Below are 21,898 nucleotides of genomic sequence, written 5' to 3' on the forward strand. Positions count from 1 at the left end.
GCCGGCATGCCATCGTCCGGCGAGACCGGCGTGCGACCCCTGGATCCGCGGCTGCTCGATCACGCCCGCGCCGCGCGGGCCTACCTGGTGCTGTGCATCGGCCTCGGTCTCGCCGTCGCCGCGTTGCTCGTCGCACAGGCCACGCTGCTCGCCGGCATGATCACCGCCGCGTTCCTCGGCGGCGCCGGCCTGGCGGCGCTGCGGACACCGCTGCTGCTGCTCGGGGCGGTCGTCGCCGGCCGCGCGGTGCTGGACTGGGCCCAGGAGGTCGCGGCGCACCGGGCCGGTGCGGCGGTGATCTCGCAGCTGCGGGCCAAGCTGCTCGAGCACGTGGTGCGCCTCGGCCCCGGCTGGCTGTCCGCCGAACGCTCCGGGGAGCTCGGCGCGCTCGCCACCCGCGGGCTCGACGCCCTCGACGGCTACTTCTCCCGGTACCTCCCGCAACTCGTGCTGGCGGTGCTGGTGCCGGTCGCGGTGCTGCTGCGGGTGTTCGGCGTCGATCTCGCGGCCGGGCTGACGATCGCCGTGACGCTGCCGCTGATACCCGTCTTCATGGTGCTGGTCGGGCTCGCGAGCCGGCACCGGGCGCACCGGCAGTGGCAGGCCCTGTCGGTGCTGGCCGGACACTTCCTCGACGTCGTCGCGGGGCTGCCGACGCTCAAGGTGTTCGGCCGGGCCAGAGCGCAGGCCGAGACCATCCGGACCGTCACCGACGACCACGCGCGCGCGACGATGGGCACGCTGCGGGTGGCGTTCCTGTCCGCGCTGGTGCTCGAGCTGGCCTCGACGTTGTCCGTGGCGCTGGTCGCGGTCGGGATCGGGCTGCGGCTGCTCGCCGGCACGGTCGACCTCGACACCGCCTTGGTGGTGCTGATCCTCGCGCCGGAGGCATACCGGCCGCTGCGGCAGGTGGGCGTCCACCATCACGCGTGCGTCGAGGGCCTCGCCGCCGCGGGCCGGGTCGTCGAGGTGCTCGAGACGCCGGTGCCGGCCGCGGGGGCCCGGGTCGCGGTGCCGGACCTGCGGGTCCGCCCGGTCCGGGTCGAGGGCGTCACGGTCCGCTACCCGGGCGCCGCCGGGCCGGCGCTGGCCGGCGCGTCGCTGGAGCTGAGGCCGGGAGAGACGGTGGCGCTGGTCGGGCCGTCCGGGTGTGGCAAGTCGACGCTGGCCGCGCTGCTCGTGGGGTTCGTGACGCCGACCCGGGGCCGGGTGACCGTCGGCGGGGTGGACCTGAGCGGGTTCGACCCCGAGGGCTGGCGGCGCCGGCTGGCCTACCTGCCCCAGCACCCCCGGCTGTTCGCGGGCACGATCGCCGGCAACGTCCGGCTGGCCGACCCGGCGGCGACCGACGCCGCGGTGCGCCGCGCGCTGGCCGACGCCGGCGCCGACTTCGTCGATCGCCTGCCGGACGGGATCGACACCCCGCTCGGTGAGCGCGGGGCCGGGCTGTCCGCCGGTCAGCGGCAGCGGGTCGCGCTGGCCCGCGCGCTGCTGCCCGACGCCGGGCTGCTCGTGCTCGACGAGCCGACCAGCGCACTCGACGTCGCCAGCGAGCAGACCGTCGTCGGCCGCCTGGGCGCGGTGCTCGCCGGGCGCACCGTGCTGCTCGTCACGCACCGGCCCGCGATGCTGGCGCTGGCTCACCGGGTGGTGCGGCTGGGACCGGCCGCGGTGCCGGTATGACGCGCGGGCCGGTGCAGCGGGTCGCGGCGTTCGGCCGGCCGGCCCGCGGCCGGCTCGCGCTCGCTGCCGTCCTCGGCGCGGTGGCGCTGGGCGCCGCGGTGGGGCTGATGGCCACCTCGGCGTGGCTGATCGCGCGGGCGGCGCAGCACCCGCCGATCCTGTACCTGCTGGTCGCGGTCGTCGCGGTGCGCGCGTTCAGCCTCACCCGGGCCTGCGCCCGCTATGCCGAGCGGCTGGTCTCGCACGACGCGGCCTTCCGGGTGCTGCGCGAGCTGCGGGTCGGGGTGTGGAACCGGTTGGAGCGCATCGCGCCGGCCGGGCTGCCGGCCTATCGCTCCGGGGACCTGCTCGCCCGGCTCGTCGCCGACGTGGACACCCAGCAGGACCTGTTCCTGCGGGTGCTCGTGCCGTACGCCGTCGCCGGGCTCGCCGGAGCGGGCGCGGTCGGGCTGCTGTGGTGGCTGCTGCCCGGGGCCGGGCTCGCGCTGTTCGTCGCTCTCGTCGTCGCCGCCGTCGTGGCTCCGTGGCTCGCCGGGCCGGCGGGCGCCCGCACCGATCGCCGGCTCGCGCCGCTGCGCGGCGAGCTGTCCGCCGCCACGGTCGAACTGCTGCGCGGCGTCCCCGACCTGCTGGCCTGCGGCGCCGCCGGCCGGTCCCTGGCCCGGGTGGCCGATCTGGACCGCGCCGTGAGCCGCGCACAGGGAGCCTCTGCGGCCACCGCGGGGTTCGGTGCCGGCCTGGCCACCCTGGCCTCCGGGGGCGCGGTGTGGGCGGCGCTCGCGCTGGGTGTGACCGCGGTGCGGGGCGGCGCCCTCGACGGGGTGGCGCTCGCGGTCGTCGCGCTCGCACCGCTGGCGATGTTCGAGGCGGCGACCACGCTGTCGCAGGCCCCGCAGGACCTCGACACGGTCCGCCGCGGCGCGGCCCGGGTGGTCGACGTCCTGGACCGGCCCGAACCCGCGGCCGAGCCCGCCACCCCCGCCGCGCTGCCGGAGCCGCCGCACGCGCTGCGGGTCGAGCGGCTGCGGGTGCGCTGGCCCGGGGCCGCCCGCCCGGCCCTCGACGGCGTCGACCTCGAGCTCGGGCCGGGCCGCCGCGTCGCGGTCGTCGGCCCGAGCGGCGCGGGCAAGAGCACGCTCGTGGCGGTGCTGCTGCGGTTCCTCGACCCCACCGCCGGTCGGGTCACCCTGGGCGGCGTCGACATCACCACGCTGGCCGGTGACGACGTGCGGCGGGTGGTCAAGCTCTGCGCGCAGGACGCGCACGTCTTCGACACCAGCATCGGGGAGAACGTGCGGCTCGCCCGCCGCGACGCCGGGCCGGACGAGGTGCGGGCCGCGCTGGCCGGCGCCCGGCTCCTGGACTGGGTCGACGGGCTGCCCGCCGGGCTCGACACCCCCGTCGGGGAGCACGGCTGCCGCGTCTCGGGCGGCCAGCGGCAGCGGATCGCGCTGGCCCGCGCGCTGCTCGCCGACCCTCCGGTGCTGCTGCTCGACGAGCCGACCGAGCACCTCGACGTGGCCGTCGCCGACGCGCTCGCGGCCGAACTGGTGGCCGCCACGGCCGGGCGCACCACGCTGCTGGTCACCCACCGGCTGGCGGTGCTCGAGGCGGTCGACGAGGTCGTCGTCCTCGACGGCGGCCGGGTCGTCGAGCGCGGGACGCACCTCCGGTTGCTCGCCGGCGGCGGGCCGTACCGGCGGATGTGGGACCTCGAACGAGACACCGGGCAGTTCTGCGACACGGGGAGGTGACGCCGGTCGATGCCGGGGCAGGAATGGTTGCACGCGGCCGGAGTCGTCGCGATATGGGCCACCGGCGCGGCGGTGATCGGCTGGCTGTCCGGGGTGCTGGTGAACTGGCTGGGCCACCACGGCGACCACCGGCTGCTCGTGCTGCTGCACCAGCGCTGCCACTACCCGTGGGTCACGTTGCTGCTGGTCTGGGCGGTCTACACCGCGATGCCCGAGGTCAACGACGTGACCGCGGCGATCCGGCACGTCCTGCTGCTCGTGCTCATCGGCGCCGCGGCCTGGCTGGTGGTCCGGCTGCTCTACGTCGTCGAGGACCTCGCGTTCACGAGCCTGCGCATCGACGTCGCCAACAATCGGCGCAACCGGCGGGTCCGGACCCAGGTCGCGGTCCTGCGCCGGCTGACGTCGGCGGCGGTCACCGTGATCGCGCTCTCGACGATGCTCATGACGTTCGAGCCGCTGCGCGCCTTCGGCGCCTCACTGCTGGCCTCGGCCGGGGTCGCCGGAGCGGTCGCCGGTCTCGCCGCCCAGACCACGTTGCGCAACGTGCTGGCCGGACTGCAGTTGGCCCTCACCGACCAGTTGCGCCTCGACGACGTCATCGTCGTCGAGGGGGAGTGGGGCCGGGTCGAGGAGCTCACGCTGACCCGGGTCGTCGTGCGGTTGTGGGACGAGCGCCGACTGGTCCTGCCCACCACCTACTTCGTGACCAACCCGTTCCAGAACTGGACCCGCAACGAGTCGCGCGTGCTCGGCGCCGTCCTGTTGCACCTCGACTACCGGGCCCCCGTCCGCGAACTGCGGGCCGAGGCCCGCCGCATCGTCGAGAACTCCCCGCTGTGGGACCGCCGGGACTGGGTCCTGCAGGTCGTGGACTCCACGCCGTGGTCGATGGTCATCCGGGTGCTGGCCTCGGCCGCCGACGGCCCGAGCTCGTGGGACCTGCGCTGCGAGATCCGCGAGCAGCTCATCGCGTTCCTGCGGACCGAGTACCCGCAGGCCCTGCCGCGGTCCGGGGCCGCGCCGGTGTCGATGCTGCGGCCGGTCCTGGACCCGGCGTCGGGGCCGGGAGCCGGGCCCGGGACCGGCCCGGTGGCGGGACCGGGCGTCGACGGGCTCACCGTCGTGACGTTCCCGTCCCGGCCACGGGCCGGCCGCGGCATCGCGGCCACCGACTGACCCGATCGACCGTGGCCTCCCCGGTGGTCAGCAGTCGGAGGAGGTCATCGACCAGGACTCGCCCCGCGGGCCCGCCGGCGCGTAGCGCTCGCGCGTCAGCCGACGCACGCGACCTTGCGCCACGGCCTCGCGGAGGGCCTGGGTGAAGCGCCGGGGTCCCCAGTAGCGGCCGCCGACGTATCCCGCGAGCGTGCTGCGTTCCGTCGGCCCGTGCTCCTCGAGGGCCTGGGTGATCACGTTCAGCTCCCGGTCCAGCTCCTCGTCGGACGCGGCATGCCAGCGGCTCGTGGTCCCCGCCGTACCGATCTGGCCGGGGGAGTAGAACGCGGCGCCGGTGCCCGGGCGGGCCCGGCGCAACCCGGCCCGTTCGTGCTCGGCCCGTTCCGCGGCGCGGCGCAGGATCCGCATGTTCCGGGCGCGGGCCGCCTCGTGTTCCTGGTCGGTTCTCCGGTTGAGTTCGCGGGCCGCCTGGATCTCGCCCTGGCGCCGCGGGTCGGCCTCGGCCTCCTCGGCGGTGAGCGGGGTGGCGATGTTCTCCAGCGACTTGCCCTCGGCGCGCACGCCGAAGATCAGCTCGGCGATGCCGCCGAGCGCCATGGCGCCCGCGCCGATGAAGAACCCGGTGGCGACCAGGCTCGGGTTGCCGCTGTGGATGAAGTTGCCGAACAGCAGCGGGCCCGTGATGCCACCCACGGCCGTCCCGGTCGCGTAGAACAGGGCGATCGCCAGCCCGCGGGTCTCCATCGGGAAGACCTCGCTGACCGTCAGGTAGGCCGAGCTCGCCCCGGCCGAGGCCAGGAAGAACGTCGCCATGATCAGCGCCATGAACGAGACGGTGGTCAGGCCGCCGCTGCGGAACAGGACGGCCAGGGCCACCACCAGGGCGGCCGAACCCAGGTAGGTGCCGGAGATCATCGGGATCCGGCCGACCGTGTCGAACAGTCTGCCCAGCAGCAGCGGGCCGGTGAAGTTGCTCGCCGCGAACAGGACCATGAAGTAGGGCACCGCGCTGGAATCGACCCCGAAGAAGCCGTGCAGCAGGGTGCCGAGGTCGAAGGTCACGGCGTTGTAGAGGAAGGCCTGGCCGATGAACAGGCAGAGCCCCAGGATCGCGCGGTTGGGATAGCGCTTGAACGCGATCGTGACCAGCTCGCGGTAGGGCATCGAGCCGCGGACCCGGATGGTGATCCGGTAGGCCGGTGGCGGCAGCTGCACGCCGGTCTCGGCGCGCACCTCGGCCTCGATCCGGTCGACGATGCGTTCGGCCTCTTCCACCCGGCCGTGCAGGAACAGCCAGCGCGGGCTCTCCGGAACGTGCCGGCGCACGAACATGATCCCCAGCCCGATGACGAACCCGGCGGCGAACGCGATCCGCCAGCCGATGTTCGGCGGGAAGATCGACTCGTCGAGCAGCAGCAGCGCCACCAGTGCGCCGATGCCCGACCCGACCCAGAAGCTGCCGTTGATGGCCAGGTCGACCTGCCCGCGGTTGCGCGCCGGGATCAACTCGTCGATGGCCGAGTTGATCGCCGAGTACTCCCCGCCGATGCCGACCCCCGTGAAGAACCGGCACAGGAAGAAGTACCAGGGGGCGAAGGCGAACGCGGTCAGCACGGTGGCGACCAGATAGATGCCCAGCGTGACCATGAACAGCTTCTTGCGCCCGAAGCGGTCCGTGAGCTGGCCGAAGAACAACGCACCGACGCATGCACCGGCGACGTAGAGGGCCGCGGCGAGACCCACGTCCGCGGAGGTCATGCTGATGCCGCTGCCCGGTTCGGTGAGCCGGGAGGCCACCGCACCGACGATCGTCACCTCGAGACCGTCGAGGATCCACACGGTCCCGAGGCCGATCACGATTCTCCAGTGGAAACGCGACCAGGGCAGCCGATCGAGGCGGGCCGGTATGTCGGTGCGAATCATCCGTTCTTCGCTGGCGGTCGTCATGGCGGTAGCCGGCTTTCGTAACGGTCGGTTTCTCCCGGCACGGACGGCCGCGCTCGGAGGTAGACCCGGGCTAGCATCGATGGCAATGCTCCGGTGTCGGGTTCTCGGCCATCGCTTTCGCTTCTCCAGCGAGGGCGACACCATGCGCTGGACCTGCCAGCGCGGCTGTGGAGCGGGCGGCGCCAAGACCTACCCGAGTGCGGCGGCGGCCCGTCGGTACGCCACGGCGTTCGACCGCGAGGATCGCGCCGACCTCGGCCGGCGCGCTCCGCTGGTCGGGCTGCTCCCGGTGCGCCTGGCGCGCGCCGTGCGCCACCGCGGACAAGGCGGCTGACGGCTGTGTCGTGCTGTCCGCCGTTCCGCCGGCCGTGCTCGCCATGTCGACCCTCCGCTCCGGCGACCACCCCGTGACCGGAGTGTGCGACGCGGCGGTTGCGACCAGCCTCGGCCCGGGGGTGCCATCCGTGACCGGACGATCCGGCCTGTCAGCGCAGCCCTGCGGGAATCCGGCGCCGGGTCAGCGCGGGCGGCGGGTGGGGTGCGAGAGCTCGCGTGCGGCGGCGTTCCAGAACGGAACCGCGGCCAGGTAGGCGCCACCGAGAGCGATGGTGGCGATCGCGGCGTCGACGCTCTTGCGGCCGTCGTTGGCCCAGTAGACGTCCTTGAGATCGATCAGCAGCGCGGCCTCGTCGATGATCAGCGCCGCCCCGCTGCCGTACGCCGCGGCGGTCATCGGGTGCCGGTGGTGATCGGCCCGCCCGCGCACGGCGACCGCGCCGACGGCGCCGAGCAGCATGATGCCGATGTTGTAGTGGTGCAGGTGCCGCCCGCCCGCGGTGATGCCGCCGCTGGACGGGCCGTGGCCCGTGTGCAGCCAGTAGGTGACCGCGCGGGTGATGCCGAACGTGGCCGCGAAGGCCGCCCAGGCGATGAGCAGCGGGCGCTCGGTCCGGCCCACGTGGTCGGCGTAGGCCGTGCGCAGCCGGCGCCACAGCGGTGGCCGCTGCTCGGTCGCCGAATCGTCCGCCTGCCGGGTTCCCGCCGAGATCGTCTCCTGCACGCGCGAATTCTAGGATGCCTGCGGAATTCCTCGAAATGTGCCGAAATGGCGCCTGTTCGGCGCTTTCGCACATTCTGTGAAAGTAGTCCTCGATCGACTGTCTCGGCCATATGTCGGCGCGGTGCCGCGTTGGCCTAGGTTAGGGGCGTGGTGCGACCTCGCTGCGCGGTTCTCGACGACTACCAGGGCGTCGCCCTCGACGTCGCCGACTGGACCCCGGTACGGGACGCGGTCGACGTCGAGGTGTTCCGGGAGCACATCGCGGACCCCGACGCGCTCGTCGAGGCGATCGGGGACCACGAGATCGTGGTGATCATGCGTGAGCGCACGCCGTTCGACGCGACGCTGCTGGCCCGGCTGCCGCAGCTGCGGCTGCTGGTCACGACCGGGATGCGCAACGCCGCGATCGACCTGGCCGCGGCCGCGGGGCACGGGGTCGTCGTGTGCGGGACGCAGGGGCGGGCCCAGCCGACCGCGGAGCTGACCTGGGGGCTCATCCTCGACCTGGCGCGCAGCATCACCGCGGAGAACACGGCGCTGCGCGCCGACGGGCCGTGGCAGAGCACGCTCGGCACCGATCTGGCCGGCGCGCGGCTCGGGGTGCTGGGCCTGGGCCGGCTCGGCAGCCAGGTCGCGCGGGTAGGGCTGGCCTTCGGCATGGACGTCGTCGCGTGGAGTCCGCACCTGACCACCGAGCGGGCGGCCGCGGCCGGTGTCGGGCTCGCCGCGTCGAAGGCCGAGCTGTTCGCGACCAGCGACGTCGTCACGATCCACCTCGTGCTGGGGCCCGGGACCCGGGGGCTGGTCGGCGCGGGCGAACTGGCGGTGATGCGCCCGGGCGCGTACCTGGTCAACACCTCGCGCGGGCCGATCGTCGACGAGGACGCGCTGATCGCGGCGCTGCGGGCGGGCCGGATCGCGGGTGCCGCGCTCGACGTGTTCGACGTCGAGCCGCTACCCGCCGACCACCCGTTCCGGACCCTGCCGAACGTGCTGGCCACGCCGCATCTGGGCTATGTCACCCACGGCACCTACGAGGTCTTCTACCGCGACGCCGTGGAGGACATCGCCGCCTTCCTCCGGGGGACGCCGATCCGGGTACTGGGGTAGAGGCTGTCCCCACGACCACCACCGCACCCCCCGCGAGCCCGGTCGACTTCGACGCCTACGGCGACTACTCCCCGCCGGCGCGGAAGGCGGCGGCGGCGTTACCCGGAGCCGCTGCGCGACGAGATCGACGCGCTCAACCAGAGCGTGTACGACACCGTCAACAAGGCGTCCACAAGTGCGGGTTCGCCCCGACCCGGGCCGCCTACGACGACGCGGTGTACCACCACCACTTCACGGCGAACCTGCGGCGGCTCACCGACTACCCCAACCTCTGGGGCTACGCCCGCGACCGCTATCGGATCCCGGCGTTCCGGGAGACGACGAACCTCGACCACATCCGCCGGCACTACTACGGCACGCACCCGACGGTGAACCCGCGGCGGATCGTCCCGGCCGGCCCGATCGTCGACCGGGACGCGCCGGCCGGGCGGGGCGCAGGGCCCGCGCGGGCCGACCGCGCCCGCCGACCGGCCCGGGCGGCGTAGCGTCGGGTGGCATGCCGACCGGCCCCGTCCTCATCGCCTTCGACGGCACCCCCGCTTCGCGCAACGCCCTGCAGAAGGCCGCCGAGCTGTTCGCGCCGCGCCCGGCCGTCGTGGTCGTGGTGTGGGAGGCCGGCCGGGCCTACGACCTGGTCGACATCCCGAGCAAGGCCCTCGACCTCGCCCCGCTCGACCTGCGCACCGCGGTGGAGCTCGACCAGGCGATGTACGAGGCCGCCCGGCGGCTCGCCGAGCAGGGCGCCGCGCTGGCCCGCAAGGGGGGACTGGACGCCGAGGGGCGCACCGTCGCCGACGACCGGAGTGTGGCCGACACGCTCATCCGGGAGGCCGACGAGCTCGACGCCGCGGTCCTGGTCATCGGCGCGCACGGGCACGGGACGCTCAGCGAACTGCTGCTCGGCAGCACCTCGCGGACGGTCCTGAAGAAGGCGCCGTGCCCGGTGCTCGTGGTCAGGGCGGAGGACCGGCAGGCCGCCGGGCGCCCTCAGGGGTAGCACAGCTCGTCGATGTAGACGCGCGGCAGCTCCGAGGCGAGGTCGTGGAACTCCTTGGGCTGCACCGCGTCGCGCACCGTCGACAGCACGGCGCGGGCGTGCACCCGCGCCACGTCGACGGGTACGTCCTCGCGCTTGGCGATGCGTTCGACGAACTCGTCGAGCGTCATCCTGGTGGCGAGCCCGCCGGAGGCCTCGTCGCCGCGCTGGAGCGGCGGGTGCAGCTCGGGCGGGAGCTCGCGGGAGAGGTCGCGCACCTCGCCGCCGGCGATCCGCTCGGCGAGGATCTCCAGCGTCGCCTCGGTGGCGCGGGCGGCGGCCTCGAGGTCGATCCCGGCCCGATCGGCCACCCGGCTGAGGAACTCCTCGATCGGCCACGGAGGGGCGGGCCGCCGGGCCGGGCCGAGCAACGGGTCGAAGTCCTTCGGCAGCTCCGCGACCAGCGGGTCGAGGACGTCGGCCGGGATGGCCCGGCTCAACGCGTAGAACACCGCCCGGACGCGCCGCGCGGCCTGGGCGATGTCGAGGTTCTCCTTCTCGGCGACCCGTCTCACGAGTTCCTCGGCGTCGAAGGTCTCACGGGGATGCTTCGGCGAGAACCACGGCCGCATCGGCTCGGGCGCATGCCGGGTGACCTCGGCCAGCGGCCCCTCGTGGGCGCGGTGCGCGAGGGCCACCACCACATCGCGCGTCGCCCGCTCGGCGGTGTCGTGATCGACACCGGCCTCACGAGCGACGATCGAGAGGAATCGGTCGTAGTCCATGGCTGCCCATCCGGTGGTGTCGGATCCTGCACGGGACCGACCCGGGTGACCCGCACCGCGCCGATCAAACCTCCGTGGAGCGAAAGTGGCGTCGGCTGCATCTGATGCAGGGTGAGCCACTCTCGCTCGCCGGGGGCGGCCCTCGTCCTCGGGGTGTGAGATCCGGCGCCCGGGGTCGACCTGGCGAGTCCTTTCCGCGGCCGCGGCTCCGCGATAGACGTAGAGCGTTGGACCGCTGCTCCGCAGCGTGACACCGAAGCGACGGACGCCACCCCGATCGGCGCAGCGGTCCAGGTCGACAGCCGGGACGGATCGCATCATGACCGAGACGCAAGAGGCCCGTGACCAGCCGGCGGTCGTCGTCGGCGTCGACGGGTCGGAACCGTCCAGGAGCGCGCTGCGGTGGGCCGTTCGCTATGCGAAGGCGATGGGCGAGACGGTGCACGCCGTGATCGCCTGGGAACCTCCGGTGATGTTCGGCCTGGAGATGCCGGTCGGCATCGACACGGATTTCGCCGCTGATGCCTTCTCCGTCCTCAAGGAGACCGTGGACACGGTGCTCGGCCCCACTCCGGAGGTCAAGGTCCGCACGTCGGTGTTCGAGGGCTATCCGCCCCTCGTGCTCGTGCGGGAAGCCCAGGACGCCGATGTACTGGCCGTCGGAAACCGGGGCCGCAATACCGTTGCCGGCATCACACTCGGCTCGGTGAGCTTGTACTGCGTGGCTCACGCCCGGTGCCCGGTCGTGGTGGCCCACAAGGCTCAGGACGAGAACCGGGGTCGATCGCCATGGTGAGCGTCGGCTACTTCCTCTCCTGCGAGGAGTTCGGCCCCCGGGAGCTGGTGCGGCAGGCCCGACTGGCCCAGCAGGCCGGGTTCGAGCGGCTGTGGATCTCCGATCACTTCCACCCGTGGAACGACGCACAGGGCAACAGCCCGTTCGTGTGGTCGGTGATCGGCGCCCTGTCGGAGGTGACCACGCTGCCGATCAGCACCGCGGTCACCTGCCCCACGATGCGGATCCACCCCGCGCTCATCGCGCAGGCCGCCGCCACCGCAGCAGCCCAGTGCGAGGGCGGGTTCGTGCTCGGGGTGGGGACCGGCGAGGCACTCAACGAGCACATCCTCGGTGATCGTTGGCCGCCGGCCGCGGTGCGCCAGGCGATGCTCGAGGAGGCCATCGGTGTGATCCGCGAGCTGCACACCGGCCGTGAGGTGAGCCATCACGGCCGGTACTACACCGTGGAGAACGCCCGGATCTACACCCGCCCGGAGCGGCCGGTGCCGATCTACGTCGCCGGGTTCGGGCCGCGCGCCACCCGGCTGGCCGGGCGGATCGGCGACGGGTACTGCACCGCCGACCCCGATCCCGAGATGGTGCAGCTGTTCCGCTCCTCGGGTGGCGGGGACAAGCCGGTGCAGGGCGGGCTGAAGGTGTGCTGGGCGGAAACCGAGGAGCTCGGGGTGGCGACCGCACACCGGTTGTGGGCCAGCGAGCTGCTGCCCGGCCGGCTCCGCTCGACGCTGCCCCGGCCACAGGACTTCGAGCAGGCCGGCAGCCTGATATCCAGGGAGGCCGTCGTCGCGCACATCGCGTGCGGCCCGAGCCCGGAGCGCCATCTCGTCGCCGCGTGGAAGTACGCCGACGCCGGGTTCGACGAGGTCTACGTGCAGCAGATCGGCCGCAACCAGGAGGCGTTCTTCGACGCCTGGGCGGAGAAGGTTCTCCCCGAGCTGCGCTGACCATCCCCTCGGCACCCGCTCACCGGCCCGGCACTCGTTCGTGCTCCGGTGCCGCGGCACCCATCCGGTGGGTGAGCCGGCGGTTCCCGTCACGTGTGCCAGGCGCGCCCCTGCATTCGGGCCAGCTGCTCGACCACCCCGACGGGCGTCAGGTGCGGGCGTCCGCCGAGCCGGCGAACGGTCGACGCTGCCGCCGCAGTGGCCAGCCGGCCTGCCTGCTCCGGCCCCGCGCCACATGCCAGCCCGGCGACCAGGCCGGCGACGAAGGCGTCACCCCCGCCGGTGGTGTCCACCACGACGACGTCGGCCAACGGCACGACCACCTCACCGCCGTCCCAGACCAGCACGTTGCCCTCCTGCCCGGCGTCGAGCACCACCAGACCGGGGCCGCACTCCAGCAGCTCCCGTGCGGCGCGCACGGTGTCGTCCGCCCCGCGCAGCGGCCGGCCGGCCAGCAGCTCGGCTTCGCGATGATCCGCGCGCAGCACGTCGGCCTCGGCCAGCAGCGCCGGGCGGAGCCGGGGGTCCTGCGGCGCGCCGTCCAAGACGACCGTGGTCGCGCCCCGGCGTGCCATCCGGGCCGCCGTGAGCGCGACCGGCGCCGGCTGCTGCAGCTGGATGACGACGGTCTGCACGTCGGCCAACGCGTCCGCCGCCGCTGTGAGGTCGGCTTCGCCGAGCAGCACCTCGGGCGGCAGATCCTCCAGGTAGCGCCAGCTCCGGCCGCAGTCCACCACGTCGACGACCAGGCCGGTGGCCGCGCCGGGCCGACGGGTCACCCACGTTCCCGCCACGCCGTCACACGCCAGCTGCTCGAGCAGCCGGTCGGCGACCGCGTCATCACCGACCACCCCGACCATCCCCGGCCGCAGCCCCAGCTGGGCCATCGCGACAGCCTGGTTGGCCCCCTTGCCGCCCAGCATCTCGCGCCGCTCCCGCACCGGCGTCGTCCCGTGCGGCCCGGGCAGCGCGTCGACCAGGACGGCGAGATCCCGCGCGATCTGACCGAGCGCGATCACGTCCAGAGCGGAGCTCGGCGGTGGCACCGTCCCGCGACCTCCTCCTCATCCGGCGGATCGTGCGCCCGTGCCGGCCTCTGCCTGCCGGTCGACGTCGTGGCGTAGCTGGGTGCCGCGATGAGCCAGCAGCGCGACACCGGCGATCACGACCACCCCGGAGATCGCCTCACCGGCGAGGGCGGGCGGTGAGATGTCCAAGCGCTCGCCCAGCCAGGCCACCCCGATGGCGATCCCGACCAGCGGGTCCACGATCGTGATGATCGCGAGGGCGGGGGCGATGAGAACACCCTGCTGGAACGTGTGCTGGCTGAGCAGGAACCCGATCGGTCCGATGACGCAGACGACGTAGAACGCGGGGTGGGAGAACATCTCGGGCAGCCCCCCGCTGCGGATCTCCCCGGTCACGACCTTGATCAGGCCGGCGGTGACCCCGTAACACACCCCGGTGGCCACGGCCAAGGCCGCCACGTGCGCGTTGCCCGAGAACCGCGACGCCGCGGCGACGACCAGGCACCCCACCACGATCGCCACGAGCACCACCGCCAGCGGCAGCACCTCCGGCAACGGCGGAAGGTCGGCGCTGCCGCCGCTCGGCTGGGCGAGGGACAGCAACGCCGCCAGCCCGACCGCACAGGCCGACGCCCCCAGCAGGATCTGCCGGTCCAGGCGGCGGTGGCCCAGCCACGCCGAGAAGACCGTGCCGAACAGGATGTCGGTCACCAGCAGCGGCTGGACCAGAGCCAGCGGCGCGAACGCGAGGGCGAGAACCTGCAGAGCCAGCCCGAGGACGACGATGCCGGTGCTGAGCACCCAGAGCGGTTGACGGATCAGCTCCAGCAGCAGCCGCGGGCTGAGCACGCCGGTGGCCGGAACCTCTTTGGTGGCACGCCACTGCAACGCGCTGGCGAGCCCGAAGCTCGCCGCTGCGGCCACGGCGGTGGGCACGGCGACCAGCAACATCGACGGCGGCGCAGCGGGCACGGTCCTCAGGCCTCTCCTGAGCGGTCACGGCGCCTCCCGGTTACCACCGCATCGCAGGCGCAACCGTGATCCGGGTGCCTCTCGGCCCCAGGTCCTGGCCGGCTGCCCGGCCCGGCCGTTCATCGGTCCGGGCCCGGGCCCGGGGGTGCGCAGCGGCCGGCGCCGAGCGGGCGGTCGGCGCCCGGTGCCAGCAACGCCAGGACGAGCACGGCCATCGCGCCGGCCCAGTGCAACCCGAGGTTCGTCAGCACGTTGGGGACGCCCGGGACCCCGGAGACCGCGATCCACCAGACCAGCATCAGCGCCGCGGCCAGGATCGAGCCGATGATGGCGACCGCCCGCCACCAGGTCAGCGCCCGGTACACGGCCCACCCCGCCGCGGCGAAGACCAGCACGGTCACCGGGGCCAGCACCCGGATCACCACCCAGGCCGGCCCCACCGGCGGCGCAGGCGTGCCGGCGAAGGCGGGGGTGAACCACAGGAACGTGATGCCGAACAGGACGAGTCCGAGTGCGACGAACAGCCTCGTACGGCGCATATGGGCCTCCTCACCTCGGCCCCCCGGGTCCGCTGGTGGATGAGCTCAGGCCCGAGCGTCCCCTGTGGGGTCGTCCGCGGTAAGGACCGAAAGGCCCGAACGGAGAGGATCGGCGCTGCGCGGGCAGGCCCGCCCGTCGGCGGGCGCAGCGCAGGTGCCGATCTCCGGCGAATCGCCGGGCGCGCAATCCATCCGGACGGCCGGACCGTATCGAGTGTCAGGGTCGGACGACCCTGGGGGAGGGGACGGTCGCACGCCCGGGGTCTGCCGGGCGCTCACTCCCGGGGGCGAAGCCGCAGCGACGAAGCCAGCAGCACGAGCCGACCGGTCGTCCCCGGATCCGACGGCCAGTCCCCTCCCGACGCCTTGGCGAGGGATCTGGAGCATGGGACCGACACAGATCAACGGACTGCCTGCGCATGCCTTGCTCGTCCATGTCGTGGTCGTCCTGGTCCCCCTGACCGCACTGCTCACCGTGGCCGCAGCGTTCTGGCCCGCGGTGCGTCACCGTCTCGGCATCGGCCTGCCGCTGCTCGCACTGGTCATGGTGATCAGCGTGCCGGTGACGACGAACGCGGGAGGCTGGCTGCTGCACCGGGTGCCGTTCACCCCGCTGGTGCTGGCCCACGTCCGGCTGGGCGATGACATGCTGCCCTGGGCGATCGCGCTGTTCATCGCCGCGCTCGCGGTATGGGGCCTGCGCTTCGTCGAGCCGCTGCCGGCCCGGCCGGCCGGCACCGCCGCGCCCGGCGCGCCGCCGGACCCCGGTGCGGCGCAGCCCGGCTCAGCCGCACCGGAGCCGGGCCGCACCCGGGTGGCGACGCTCCTGGCGGAGCGGCGCAGGGCCCCGGCAGGCCACCGGCAGTGGGTGCTTCTCAGCGCGGTGGTCGGGGTGCTGGCGGTGGTGGTCGCGGCCGGCACGGTGGTGCAGTGCTACCGGGTCGGCGACTCCGGGGCCCACGCCGTCTGGACCGGGCGCTACAGCCAGCAGCCGCTGCCCCGCACGGGGCCGGCGCCGGGGTGACGGCGGTCGTGATGACCCCCTCCGGAACACCACCGGCTGCCCTGGCCGAGCCGGTCGACCATGACGTCGGACCGCAGCGGTGCGCGGCCGCCGGCGCTCGGTCACGTGCCGACCTCGGCGAGGCCGCGGCGCCGGCTGGGCAGCCAGACCCACCGCGGTGGGCCGTCCCCGGGGACCAGGAGCACCGGGCAGCGCGCCCTGCGGGCCAGCCCCTCGACCGGCGAGCCCGCGATCCCGGAGAACAGGGGCCCGCGCAGCGAGCGACCCAGCACCAGCAGCCGGGCCCGGCGCGACAGCGCGAGCAGGAACTGGGCCGGCCGGTCGTTGACCACGATCGGCGTCACCGCGACCTCCGGATGCGCGGTGGCCGAGGCCGACAACGCGATCTCCAGCTCGCGGCGCACCCGGTTCTGGGTGGCGTCCCAGCGGGCCAGCCGCCCGGGCAGGATCCGGCCGAGATCGATCCCCCGCTCGGTCCAGGCCCGCACCGCACTCAGCGGAGCGCCGCGGGCGTCCGCGGCCCGGAACGCCAGCTCGACGACCGCCTCCGGGGTCCACGGCGCGACCCCCACCACCACCGGTCCGTCGTCGTCGCGGGCCACCGGCGGCAGGACCGCCACCGGGCAGTAGGCGTGGGCGACGAGCCGCCGCAGGTCGGGCACGTCGCCGGGAACCACAGCCATCGCGGACTCGATCGACAGGGCCCGCAGCGCCTCGGCGGCGGCCGCGGCGGTCGTCTCGACCTGTACCTCGATGTCCTGGGCCACTCCGCGGGCGGTGGCGAGCGCCAGCGCGAACGCCGCGCGGTTGGCCGGTGGCCGGGATCGGCAGTCGGGGAGCACCATGCGCAGCCGGGCCCCGGTGCGGGCGGCCTCGGCCGCGGCCCAGCGCACCGCGGTGCGTCCCGGTGCCCGGTGGTCGACACACACCGTGATCGGTGGCCCGCCGGTCGTCGGACGGGTGGCCATGGCTGTTCCTCCCTGCCCCGGCGGGCGGAGCCCCGCGGTCCGTCCAGGCTCCGGCGCCGCCGGGCACCGGGCCAGGGGCCACACGGCCCGGGCCCGGCCACCGGAGGTCCTGACCCGACGTCCGTGGTCGGACGGCGCCAGGCCGCGGGACCTTCGACCCTCGTCGGTGTCCGCGGCGGCCCGCAGACTTCCGGATATGACGGCAGAACGCGCGGGCCCGCACGGTCGGGTCGCCGCGATCGGCCCTTCGACACCGGCCGAGGCGGCCTGCCGGGGTTCCGCAGCGATCCTCGCCGCCGCCGTACCGGCGCACCGGGCCGGCCTGCCCTGGCGCTTGCGCTGGGTCGACCGCGGTTTCGAGCTGCGCGCGAACCGGCGTTCGCTGCCCGACGACGACCCGGGCGCGCGTGAGCTGCGCCTGGTGTCCGGGGCGGCGCTGCTGGAGATCCGGCTCGGAGTGTCGGTGCAGGGCCGGCGACCGGTGACGACGCTGGTCCCCGACCCGTCCCAGCCCGGCCTGCTGGCGGTGCTGCGCATCGGCGAGCGGGGTCGTCCGACGCCGGAGGAGCTCGCGCTCCACGAGGCCGCGGCGGACGGTTTCGCACCCCGCCCGGCGGTGCCCCCGGTGCGCGCCGCAGCCCTGTTGCGCCGCGCCGCCGAGACCGAGGGCGCCTGGCTGCGCACCGTGCCGACGACCCGTTCCCGATCCACCGGGGAGACCCCGCCCGCCGGCGGCCCGGTCCCGCTGACCGTCGTGCTCGGCGGCTACGACGACCGCCCCGTCGCCCAGCTGCAGGCCGGTCAGGCGATGCGCCGTGTCGAGCTGACCGCGTCCGTTCTGGGACTCGACACCGCAGTGCTCCCGGTGGCCGTCGACGACCCGGACGTGCGACGCACGCTGACCGGACTCGTCGGGCCGGGACTGCACCCGCAGGTCGTGCTGCGGGTGGGCGCGCGCGAGACCACACCGGCCTGACGCCGGGCAGAACCGGCTCGGCCGGACCGGGTCGAACGGCCCGCCCCGCTCGGGCCGGGAGCCGCTGCCGCCGCTTCGGGCGCGCTGGAAGCGTCGCGACCAGACACCGAGGAGGATGATCATGAGCGGATTTCGGGCGGGCGCGCCAGTGGTGGCCGGCGTCGACGGGTCGGACTCGGCCCTCGAGGCCGTGCGCTGGGCCGCGCGGGAGGCCGCCCGGCGCGGAAGCCCGTTACGGCTGGTCAACGCCTTCGGCTGGATGTCCACCGAGCGCGTCACCGACCCCGGGCTGGGCGACAGCTATCGCGAGGTGCTCCTCGACGCCGCCCGCGACGAGGTGGCCCGGGCCGCGGCCGCAGCCACGGAGACCGCGCCGGGCGTGCAGATCGACCGGCAGGTGTCGAGCGGCTACCCGGTGGCGGTGCTGACCAACGAGTCGGCCTCCGCGCAGCTCGTCGTGGTCGGCAACCGGGGGCTCGGCGGCTTCTCCGGGCTGCTCGCCGGCTCGGTGGCCATCGCACTGGCCGCGCACGCCGCGTGCCCGGTGGTCGTGGTCCGGGATGGCGAGGACGGGCACTCGCCGGAGGACGGCCCGGTCGTGGTCGGTGTCGACGGGTCTGCGCTCAGCGAGGCCGCGCTCGCCTTCGCCTATGCCGCCGCCGACGCCCGGCGGGTGCCGCTGGTGGCGGTGCACGCCTGGCACGACCTCCTCGTGGACCCCACCATGGCTCCGCTGCTGGACTGGCCGGCGATCGAGGCCGACGAGCGGCTGCAGCTTGCCGAGCGGCTGGCCGGCTGGGGGGAGAAGTACCCCGACGTCGTGGTGCAGCGGCTCGTCACCCGGGACCGTCCCGCCCGGGCGCTGGTCGAGGAGTCCGGCCGCGCCCAGCTCGTGGTCGTCGGATCCCGCGGCCGCGGCGGCATGAAAGGGCTGATGCTGGGGTCGGTCAGCCAGGCGCTGCTGCACCACTCGGTGTGCCCGGTCGCGATCGTCCGCCCCACCGACGACGGGACCGCGTGATGGCTCGCGAGGCCGGCCCCGGCAGGCGGTGAGGACCGTGCGCGCCGAACCGTACCGTCGCCGCCACTCGTCCGCCGGGGGGCGGATGCCGCGCCGTCACACCGACCGGGTCGAGGACGCGCTGGCCTGGCTGCTCAGCTCGCTCGCCCTGCTCGTGCTGCTCGCCGCGATCCTCGCCGGGTTCGCCGTGCACGGCCGGGAGATGGCACGGGTCCAGCGGGAGAACGGCGAGCGCACACCGGTGAACGCGGTGCTGCTCACCGCCTCACCGGTGCTGCCCGCGTCCCAGGGGAGCCCGTGGCTGGCGCCGTCCCGGGTGCCCGCGAGCTGGACCGGGCCCGACGGGAAGCCGCACACCGGCCTCGTCACCGTCCGCGGGATCCTGAAGGCCGGCGCCACGGTGCGCTCCTGGGTCGACCGGAGCGGGGCGCTGGCCCCCGCGCCGTCGTCGGCGGCGTCCGCGGGGATCTCGGCCGTCATCGTCGCGCTCGGCGTGCTGGGGGCCGGCTGGACGCTGCTGGGTTCGCTGTGGGTCGGCGGCCGGCACCTGATCGCGGCCCGCAACGACGCCCGCTGGACGCGGGAGTGGGAGCGGGTCGAACCGCAGTGGTCCCGGCGGATCCGCTGACGCCCGCCGGATCAGCGGGGGCTCAGCGCGGCAGGTGGCCGAACACCTCGTCGATCGGGCGTCGCGGCGTCAGCGGCGGCGGCGCGGACCCCGTCGGCGCCCACCCGATACGCAGGATCAGCTGGGGACACAGCGCGCAGTCGAGGACCTCCTCGCGGACCATCGCCCGGGTCCGGCCGATCTCCAGCGGTTGGCTCAGCGGGCTGCCGGCCAGGCCGAGCTCCGTGGCGTGCAGCATGACCGCGCTGGCCGCCTCGCCGGCCCGCAGCCGGCACAGCGGGTCGTCGGAGGCCGTGGCCAGTACGTAGAGCGTGGCGCCGTCGACGTCCCCGGCGGCCGGGGTCTGCGCGAGCAGGCCGGTGCCGGCGTACCGGCGCATCGACAGGTCACCGTAGCCGGAGAGATCGCCGGGAACGTTGGCCACGGGCACCCCGTCTGCGCCGGCGACGACCCCGCTCCACAGGGCCAGCTCGACCGGGTAGCCGGCCGCCGCCTCCTGCAGCTGCGCGGCGGCCCGGATGGCCGCGGTGAGCCGGCGGCGCACACCCGGGTCGGTGGCCGGGCGCAGCGCGGTCCCCTGGTCGGCGGCCCGCTGCACGAGCTCGTGTTCGAACCCGTCGGGCACCGGCCAGTCGGTGAAGCGCCTGCGATCGGTGCGACGCGCGGTGATCGCGCCGGCGAGACCGAGGTCGGCGCCGGGGCAGTGCCCCGAGAACAGCTCCAGGGCGGCCAGGTGGTCGGGGTCGGCGGGGTTCGGCAGCCGGTGCACGACTGCGGCCACCTCCACCGCGGCCAGTGCGACCCGGGCGTGGTGCAGCAGGGCGCCGCAGCTCACCACCAGATCGCGGCCGTCGGCGTCGGCGGCGGACAGCTGGCGGGTGCGGTCGGCGTAGAGATGCAGGGTCCGGTCCCCGGCCCGCCAGCGCCACGGCTGGGTGTTGTGCACCGACGGCGCCCGGGAGGCGAGCTCGAGTGCCGTCCGCAGCGTGTCACGGTCGACCCGGGTCGCGCTCATCGATGCGCCTCCGTCCGCGCGGGGGCCAAGCGCCACACCGACGACGCCCGGGCCAGCGATTCCTCGATCGTCGCGGAGGTCGGGATGGTCACCGCCTCCGGCCACTCATCGGCCTCCGCCGCCATCGCGGCGGCCACCGGGACGGTCGCGTCCGACGGGCCGGCCGGGCGCGTCCGGATCCGGCGGCCCGCCGACTCCGCGGTGGTCCGGCACTGCAACCGGAGCAGGTCGCTGTGCGTGCGCCTGGCAAGCTCCGCGGCGTCGTGCCGGTACTTCGCCGAGGTCCAGGAGGCGTCCAGGACGACCGACTCGCCGCGCACCAGCAGCTCGCCCGCGCGATGCAGCAGCTCGTCGTAGAGCTCAGCGGTGTGCGCGGGGTCGTAGAGCCCCTGCCGGAACCCGGCGGGGGCGGGCGCCCCGGGATCGAGACCGGCCAGCTCCTTGCGGATCCGGTCACTGGACAGCAGCACGGCGCCGAACCGGTCGGCCAGCCCACCGGCCAGGGTGGTCTTGCCGGTCCCGGGCAGGCCGCCGACCAGGGCGAGCCGGACCGCCCCGTCGTCGAGGTGGCGCAGCGCCAGCTCGGCGTGCTGGGCGACCTCCTCGGCCGCGGTCGGGTCCCCCTGCTGATGGCGCATCGCCGCGACCTTGGCCCGCACGAATGCGCGGTAGGCGATGTAGTGATGGCGCAGCCCGGCCGGCGCCGGGTCGCCGGAGAACGCGACGTAGGCCCCCAGGAAACCCTCGGCGAGGTCCGGGCGGCCCAGCCGCTCCAGGTCCATGGCCAGGAACGCGACGTCGTCGAGTCCGTCGACGTAGCGCAGCCGGTCGTCGAACTCCAGACAATCCAGCACCCGGGCGCCGTCGTCGAGCAGGAACACGTCGTCGGCGATCAGGTCGCCGTGGCCGTCGACGATCCGGTCCTGGGCCTGCCGGTCGCTGAACAGGGCGCTGCGACCGGCCAGGAAGCGCAGCGCGAGCCGCTCGATGGTGTCGGCGACGGCGTCGTCGAGCACCGCGCCGCGCACCGGGCGGGTCTCGGCCAGATTGTCCGCCCACCGACGGTGCAGGGCCTCGCGGCCGCCCTCGATGCTGATCTGCGGTCCGCGCCGTGCGCGCGCATGGAAGGCGGCCAGCAGCCGAGCGAGCCCGCGCAGCCCGGGACCGAGCGGCGCCCCGGACCGGACCAGCGTCGACAGCCGCCGCTCGCCCGGCATCCGGCGCATCACGACGAGATGGTCGATCGCCGCCGCCCGACCCTCTGCGTCGTGCATCGGCTCGGTCACGTCGCTGACGCCCAGGTACACGTCGGGGGCCAGCCGCCGGTTCAGCTCCACCTCGCGGTGGCATGCCGCGAGCCGCCGCGCCGTCGTGCTGAAGTCCAGAAAGCCGGTGCGGACCGGTTTCTTCAGCTTGTACGCGCGGTCGCCGAGCAGGAACACCACCCCGATGTGGGTCTCCCGGACGGCGGCGAACGGGTCGGGCGGCAT

General features: G+C 74.7%; 22 protein-coding genes. 13 read left to right on the forward strand and 9 right to left on the reverse strand.

What is annotated here, in order from left to right:
* Positions 1–6: 6 nt before the first annotated feature.
* From cydD to HF526_RS18530, 3 genes are read left to right on the forward strand one after another with little or no spacing between them, the layout of a single operon-like run.
* Positions 7–1,683: a thiol reductant ABC exporter subunit CydD gene (gene cydD, locus HF526_RS34655; RefSeq protein ID WP_211177446.1), complete on the forward strand. Its 1,677-nt coding sequence runs from the start codon at positions 7–9 to the stop codon at positions 1,681–1,683.
* Positions 1,680–3,437: a thiol reductant ABC exporter subunit CydC gene (gene cydC, locus HF526_RS34660; protein ID WP_211177447.1), complete on the forward strand. Its 1,758-nt coding sequence runs from the start codon at positions 1,680–1,682 to the stop codon at positions 3,435–3,437. The genes cydD and cydC overlap by 4 nt, the downstream gene beginning before the upstream one ends.
* A 9-nt stretch (positions 3,438–3,446) precedes the next feature.
* Positions 3,447–4,616, forward strand: coding sequence for a mechanosensitive ion channel family protein (locus tag HF526_RS18530; RefSeq protein WP_169382778.1), 1,170 nt, complete (start codon positions 3,447–3,449; stop codon positions 4,614–4,616).
* A gap of 27 nt (positions 4,617–4,643) precedes the next feature.
* Here the strand turns inward: HF526_RS18530 and HF526_RS18535 are convergent, their stop codons facing one another.
* The gene (locus HF526_RS18535; RefSeq protein ID WP_169382779.1) at positions 4,644–6,563 is read right to left on the reverse strand and encodes an MFS transporter; all 1,920 of its coding nucleotides are present in this window, start codon (positions 6,561–6,563) and stop codon (positions 4,644–4,646) included.
* Positions 6,564–6,648: 85 nt separating this feature from the next.
* On the opposite strand from HF526_RS18535, the gene HF526_RS18540 reads away from it, so the two are divergent.
* The gene (locus tag HF526_RS18540) at positions 6,649–6,897 is read left to right on the forward strand and encodes a hypothetical protein (protein ID WP_169382780.1); all 249 of its coding nucleotides are present in this window, start codon (positions 6,649–6,651) and stop codon (positions 6,895–6,897) included.
* Positions 6,898–7,080: 183 nt separating this feature from the next.
* On the opposite strand, the gene HF526_RS18545 is transcribed toward HF526_RS18540, so the two are convergent.
* Complete coding sequence (locus tag HF526_RS18545) at positions 7,081–7,623, reverse strand: hypothetical protein (RefSeq protein ID WP_338051566.1); 543 nt, start codon at positions 7,621–7,623, stop codon at positions 7,081–7,083.
* A gap of 147 nt (positions 7,624–7,770) precedes the next feature.
* On the opposite strand from HF526_RS18545, the gene HF526_RS18550 reads away from it, so the two are divergent.
* The 3 genes from HF526_RS18550 to HF526_RS18560 all read left to right on the forward strand — a co-directional run bounded on the left by HF526_RS18550 (position 7,771) and on the right by HF526_RS18560 (position 9,730).
* Positions 7,771–8,733 (forward strand): D-2-hydroxyacid dehydrogenase family protein, encoded by a 963-nt coding sequence (locus HF526_RS18550; protein ID WP_338051567.1) that lies wholly within the window; start codon positions 7,771–7,773, stop codon positions 8,731–8,733.
* A 215-nt stretch (positions 8,734–8,948) separates the two neighbouring features.
* A complete protein-coding gene (locus HF526_RS18555; RefSeq protein ID WP_169382781.1) occupies positions 8,949–9,218 on the forward strand; it encodes a glutathione S-transferase family protein in 270 nt (89 codons plus the stop codon).
* A gap of 11 nt (positions 9,219–9,229) precedes the next feature.
* Entirely contained in the window at positions 9,230–9,730 is a 501-nt protein-coding gene (locus HF526_RS18560) for a universal stress protein (RefSeq protein WP_169382782.1), read from the forward strand.
* Here the strand turns inward: HF526_RS18560 and HF526_RS18565 are convergent.
* Positions 9,721–10,494, reverse strand: a complete 774-nt coding sequence (locus tag HF526_RS18565) for a DUF2267 domain-containing protein (protein ID WP_169382783.1) — start codon at positions 10,492–10,494, stop codon at positions 9,721–9,723. The two genes, HF526_RS18560 and HF526_RS18565, sit on opposite strands and share 10 nt — an antisense overlap.
* 319 nt (positions 10,495–10,813) lie before the next feature.
* Between HF526_RS18565 and HF526_RS18570 the strand changes: the two genes are divergently transcribed.
* The gene (locus HF526_RS18570; protein WP_169382784.1) at positions 10,814–11,290 is read left to right on the forward strand and encodes a universal stress protein; all 477 of its coding nucleotides are present in this window, start codon (positions 10,814–10,816) and stop codon (positions 11,288–11,290) included.
* The gene (locus HF526_RS18575) at positions 11,284–12,237 is read left to right on the forward strand and encodes a TIGR03557 family F420-dependent LLM class oxidoreductase (RefSeq protein WP_169382785.1); all 954 of its coding nucleotides are present in this window, start codon (positions 11,284–11,286) and stop codon (positions 12,235–12,237) included. Before HF526_RS18570 ends, HF526_RS18575 begins: the two co-directional genes overlap by 7 nt.
* Positions 12,238–12,326: 89 nt before the next feature.
* Here the strand turns inward: HF526_RS18575 and HF526_RS18580 are convergent, their stop codons facing one another.
* The 3 genes from HF526_RS18580 to HF526_RS18590 all read right to left on the reverse strand — a co-directional run bounded on the left by HF526_RS18580 (position 12,327) and on the right by HF526_RS18590 (position 14,776).
* Positions 12,327–13,283 (reverse strand): PfkB family carbohydrate kinase, encoded by a 957-nt coding sequence (locus HF526_RS18580; RefSeq protein ID WP_338051568.1) that lies wholly within the window; start codon positions 13,281–13,283, stop codon positions 12,327–12,329.
* Positions 13,284–13,301: 18 nt separating this feature from the next.
* Positions 13,302–14,237 (reverse strand): DMT family transporter, encoded by a 936-nt coding sequence (locus HF526_RS18585; RefSeq protein WP_338051569.1) that lies wholly within the window; start codon positions 14,235–14,237, stop codon positions 13,302–13,304.
* A gap of 119 nt (positions 14,238–14,356) precedes the next feature.
* The gene (locus tag HF526_RS18590; RefSeq protein WP_169382786.1) at positions 14,357–14,776 is read right to left on the reverse strand and encodes a hypothetical protein; all 420 of its coding nucleotides are present in this window, start codon (positions 14,774–14,776) and stop codon (positions 14,357–14,359) included.
* A gap of 385 nt (positions 14,777–15,161) precedes the next feature.
* Between HF526_RS18590 and HF526_RS18595 the strand changes: the two genes are divergently transcribed.
* Positions 15,162–15,800 carry a hypothetical protein gene (locus HF526_RS18595; protein ID WP_169382787.1) on the forward strand — a complete coding sequence of 213 codons (639 nt, stop codon included), beginning with the start codon at positions 15,162–15,164 and terminating at the stop codon, positions 15,798–15,800.
* Between the two features lie 101 nt (positions 15,801–15,901).
* Here the strand turns inward: HF526_RS18595 and HF526_RS18600 are convergent, their stop codons facing one another.
* The gene (locus tag HF526_RS18600) at positions 15,902–16,768 is read right to left on the reverse strand and encodes a universal stress protein (RefSeq protein ID WP_169382788.1); all 867 of its coding nucleotides are present in this window, start codon (positions 16,766–16,768) and stop codon (positions 15,902–15,904) included.
* A 196-nt stretch (positions 16,769–16,964) separates the two neighbouring features.
* On the opposite strand from HF526_RS18600, the gene HF526_RS18605 reads away from it, so the two are divergent.
* The 3 genes from HF526_RS18605 (at position 16,965) to HF526_RS18615 (ending at position 19,393) form a co-directional block, all read left to right on the forward strand.
* Positions 16,965–17,744, forward strand: a complete 780-nt coding sequence (locus tag HF526_RS18605; protein WP_169382789.1) for a hypothetical protein — start codon at positions 16,965–16,967, stop codon at positions 17,742–17,744.
* Between the two features lie 121 nt (positions 17,745–17,865).
* Positions 17,866–18,765, forward strand: a complete 900-nt coding sequence (locus HF526_RS18610) for a universal stress protein (RefSeq protein WP_169382790.1) — start codon at positions 17,866–17,868, stop codon at positions 18,763–18,765.
* An 85-nt stretch (positions 18,766–18,850) separates the two neighbouring features.
* Positions 18,851–19,393, forward strand: a complete 543-nt coding sequence (locus tag HF526_RS18615; protein WP_169382791.1) for an Rv1733c family protein — start codon at positions 18,851–18,853, stop codon at positions 19,391–19,393.
* A gap of 22 nt (positions 19,394–19,415) precedes the next feature.
* Here HF526_RS18615 and HF526_RS18620 read toward each other — a convergent pair whose 3' ends face one another.
* On the reverse strand, positions 19,416–20,408 hold the full coding sequence (locus tag HF526_RS18620; RefSeq protein WP_169382792.1) for an Acg family FMN-binding oxidoreductase: 993 nt from the start codon (positions 20,406–20,408) through the stop codon (positions 19,416–19,418).
* The gene (locus tag HF526_RS18625) at positions 20,405–21,898 is read right to left on the reverse strand and encodes a bifunctional aminoglycoside phosphotransferase/ATP-binding protein (protein WP_169382793.1); all 1,494 of its coding nucleotides are present in this window, start codon (positions 21,896–21,898) and stop codon (positions 20,405–20,407) included. The genes HF526_RS18620 and HF526_RS18625 overlap by 4 nt, the downstream gene beginning before the upstream one ends.

The organism is Pseudonocardia acidicola, assembly GCF_012911935.1.
Lineage (GTDB): Bacteria > Actinomycetota > Actinomycetes > Mycobacteriales > Pseudonocardiaceae > Pseudonocardia > Pseudonocardia acidicola.

Coding starts and splice junctions, on each gene's coding strand:
- cydD (WP_211177446.1), top strand. CDS start 7: ATGCCATCGTCCGGCGAGACCGGCGTGCGACCCCTGGATCCGCGGCTG.
- cydC (WP_211177447.1), top strand. CDS start 1,680: ATGACGCGCGGGCCGGTGCAGCGGGTCGCGGCGTTCGGCCGGCCGGCC.
- HF526_RS18530 (WP_169382778.1), top strand. CDS start 3,447: ATGCCGGGGCAGGAATGGTTGCACGCGGCCGGAGTCGTCGCGATATGG.
- HF526_RS18535 (WP_169382779.1), bottom strand. CDS start 6,563: ATGACGACCGCCAGCGAAGAACGGATGATTCGCACCGACATACCGGCC.
- HF526_RS18540 (WP_169382780.1), top strand. CDS start 6,649: ATGCTCCGGTGTCGGGTTCTCGGCCATCGCTTTCGCTTCTCCAGCGAG.
- HF526_RS18560 (WP_169382782.1), top strand. CDS start 9,230: ATGCCGACCGGCCCCGTCCTCATCGCCTTCGACGGCACCCCCGCTTCG.
- HF526_RS18565 (WP_169382783.1), bottom strand. CDS start 10,494: ATGGACTACGACCGATTCCTCTCGATCGTCGCTCGTGAGGCCGGTGTC.
- HF526_RS18570 (WP_169382784.1), top strand. CDS start 10,814: ATGACCGAGACGCAAGAGGCCCGTGACCAGCCGGCGGTCGTCGTCGGC.
- HF526_RS18575 (WP_169382785.1), top strand. CDS start 11,284: ATGGTGAGCGTCGGCTACTTCCTCTCCTGCGAGGAGTTCGGCCCCCGG.
- HF526_RS18590 (WP_169382786.1), bottom strand. CDS start 14,776: ATGCGCCGTACGAGGCTGTTCGTCGCACTCGGACTCGTCCTGTTCGGC.
- HF526_RS18595 (WP_169382787.1), top strand. CDS start 15,162: ATGGGACCGACACAGATCAACGGACTGCCTGCGCATGCCTTGCTCGTC.
- HF526_RS18600 (WP_169382788.1), bottom strand. CDS start 16,768: ATGGCCACCCGTCCGACGACCGGCGGGCCACCGATCACGGTGTGTGTC.
- HF526_RS18605 (WP_169382789.1), top strand. CDS start 16,965: ATGACGGCAGAACGCGCGGGCCCGCACGGTCGGGTCGCCGCGATCGGC.
- HF526_RS18610 (WP_169382790.1), top strand. CDS start 17,866: ATGAGCGGATTTCGGGCGGGCGCGCCAGTGGTGGCCGGCGTCGACGGG.
- HF526_RS18615 (WP_169382791.1), top strand. CDS start 18,851: ATGCCGCGCCGTCACACCGACCGGGTCGAGGACGCGCTGGCCTGGCTG.
- HF526_RS18620 (WP_169382792.1), bottom strand. CDS start 20,408: ATGAGCGCGACCCGGGTCGACCGTGACACGCTGCGGACGGCACTCGAG.
- HF526_RS18625 (WP_169382793.1), bottom strand. CDS start 21,898: ATGCCGCCCGACCCGTTCGCCGCCGTCCGGGAGACCCACATCGGGGTG.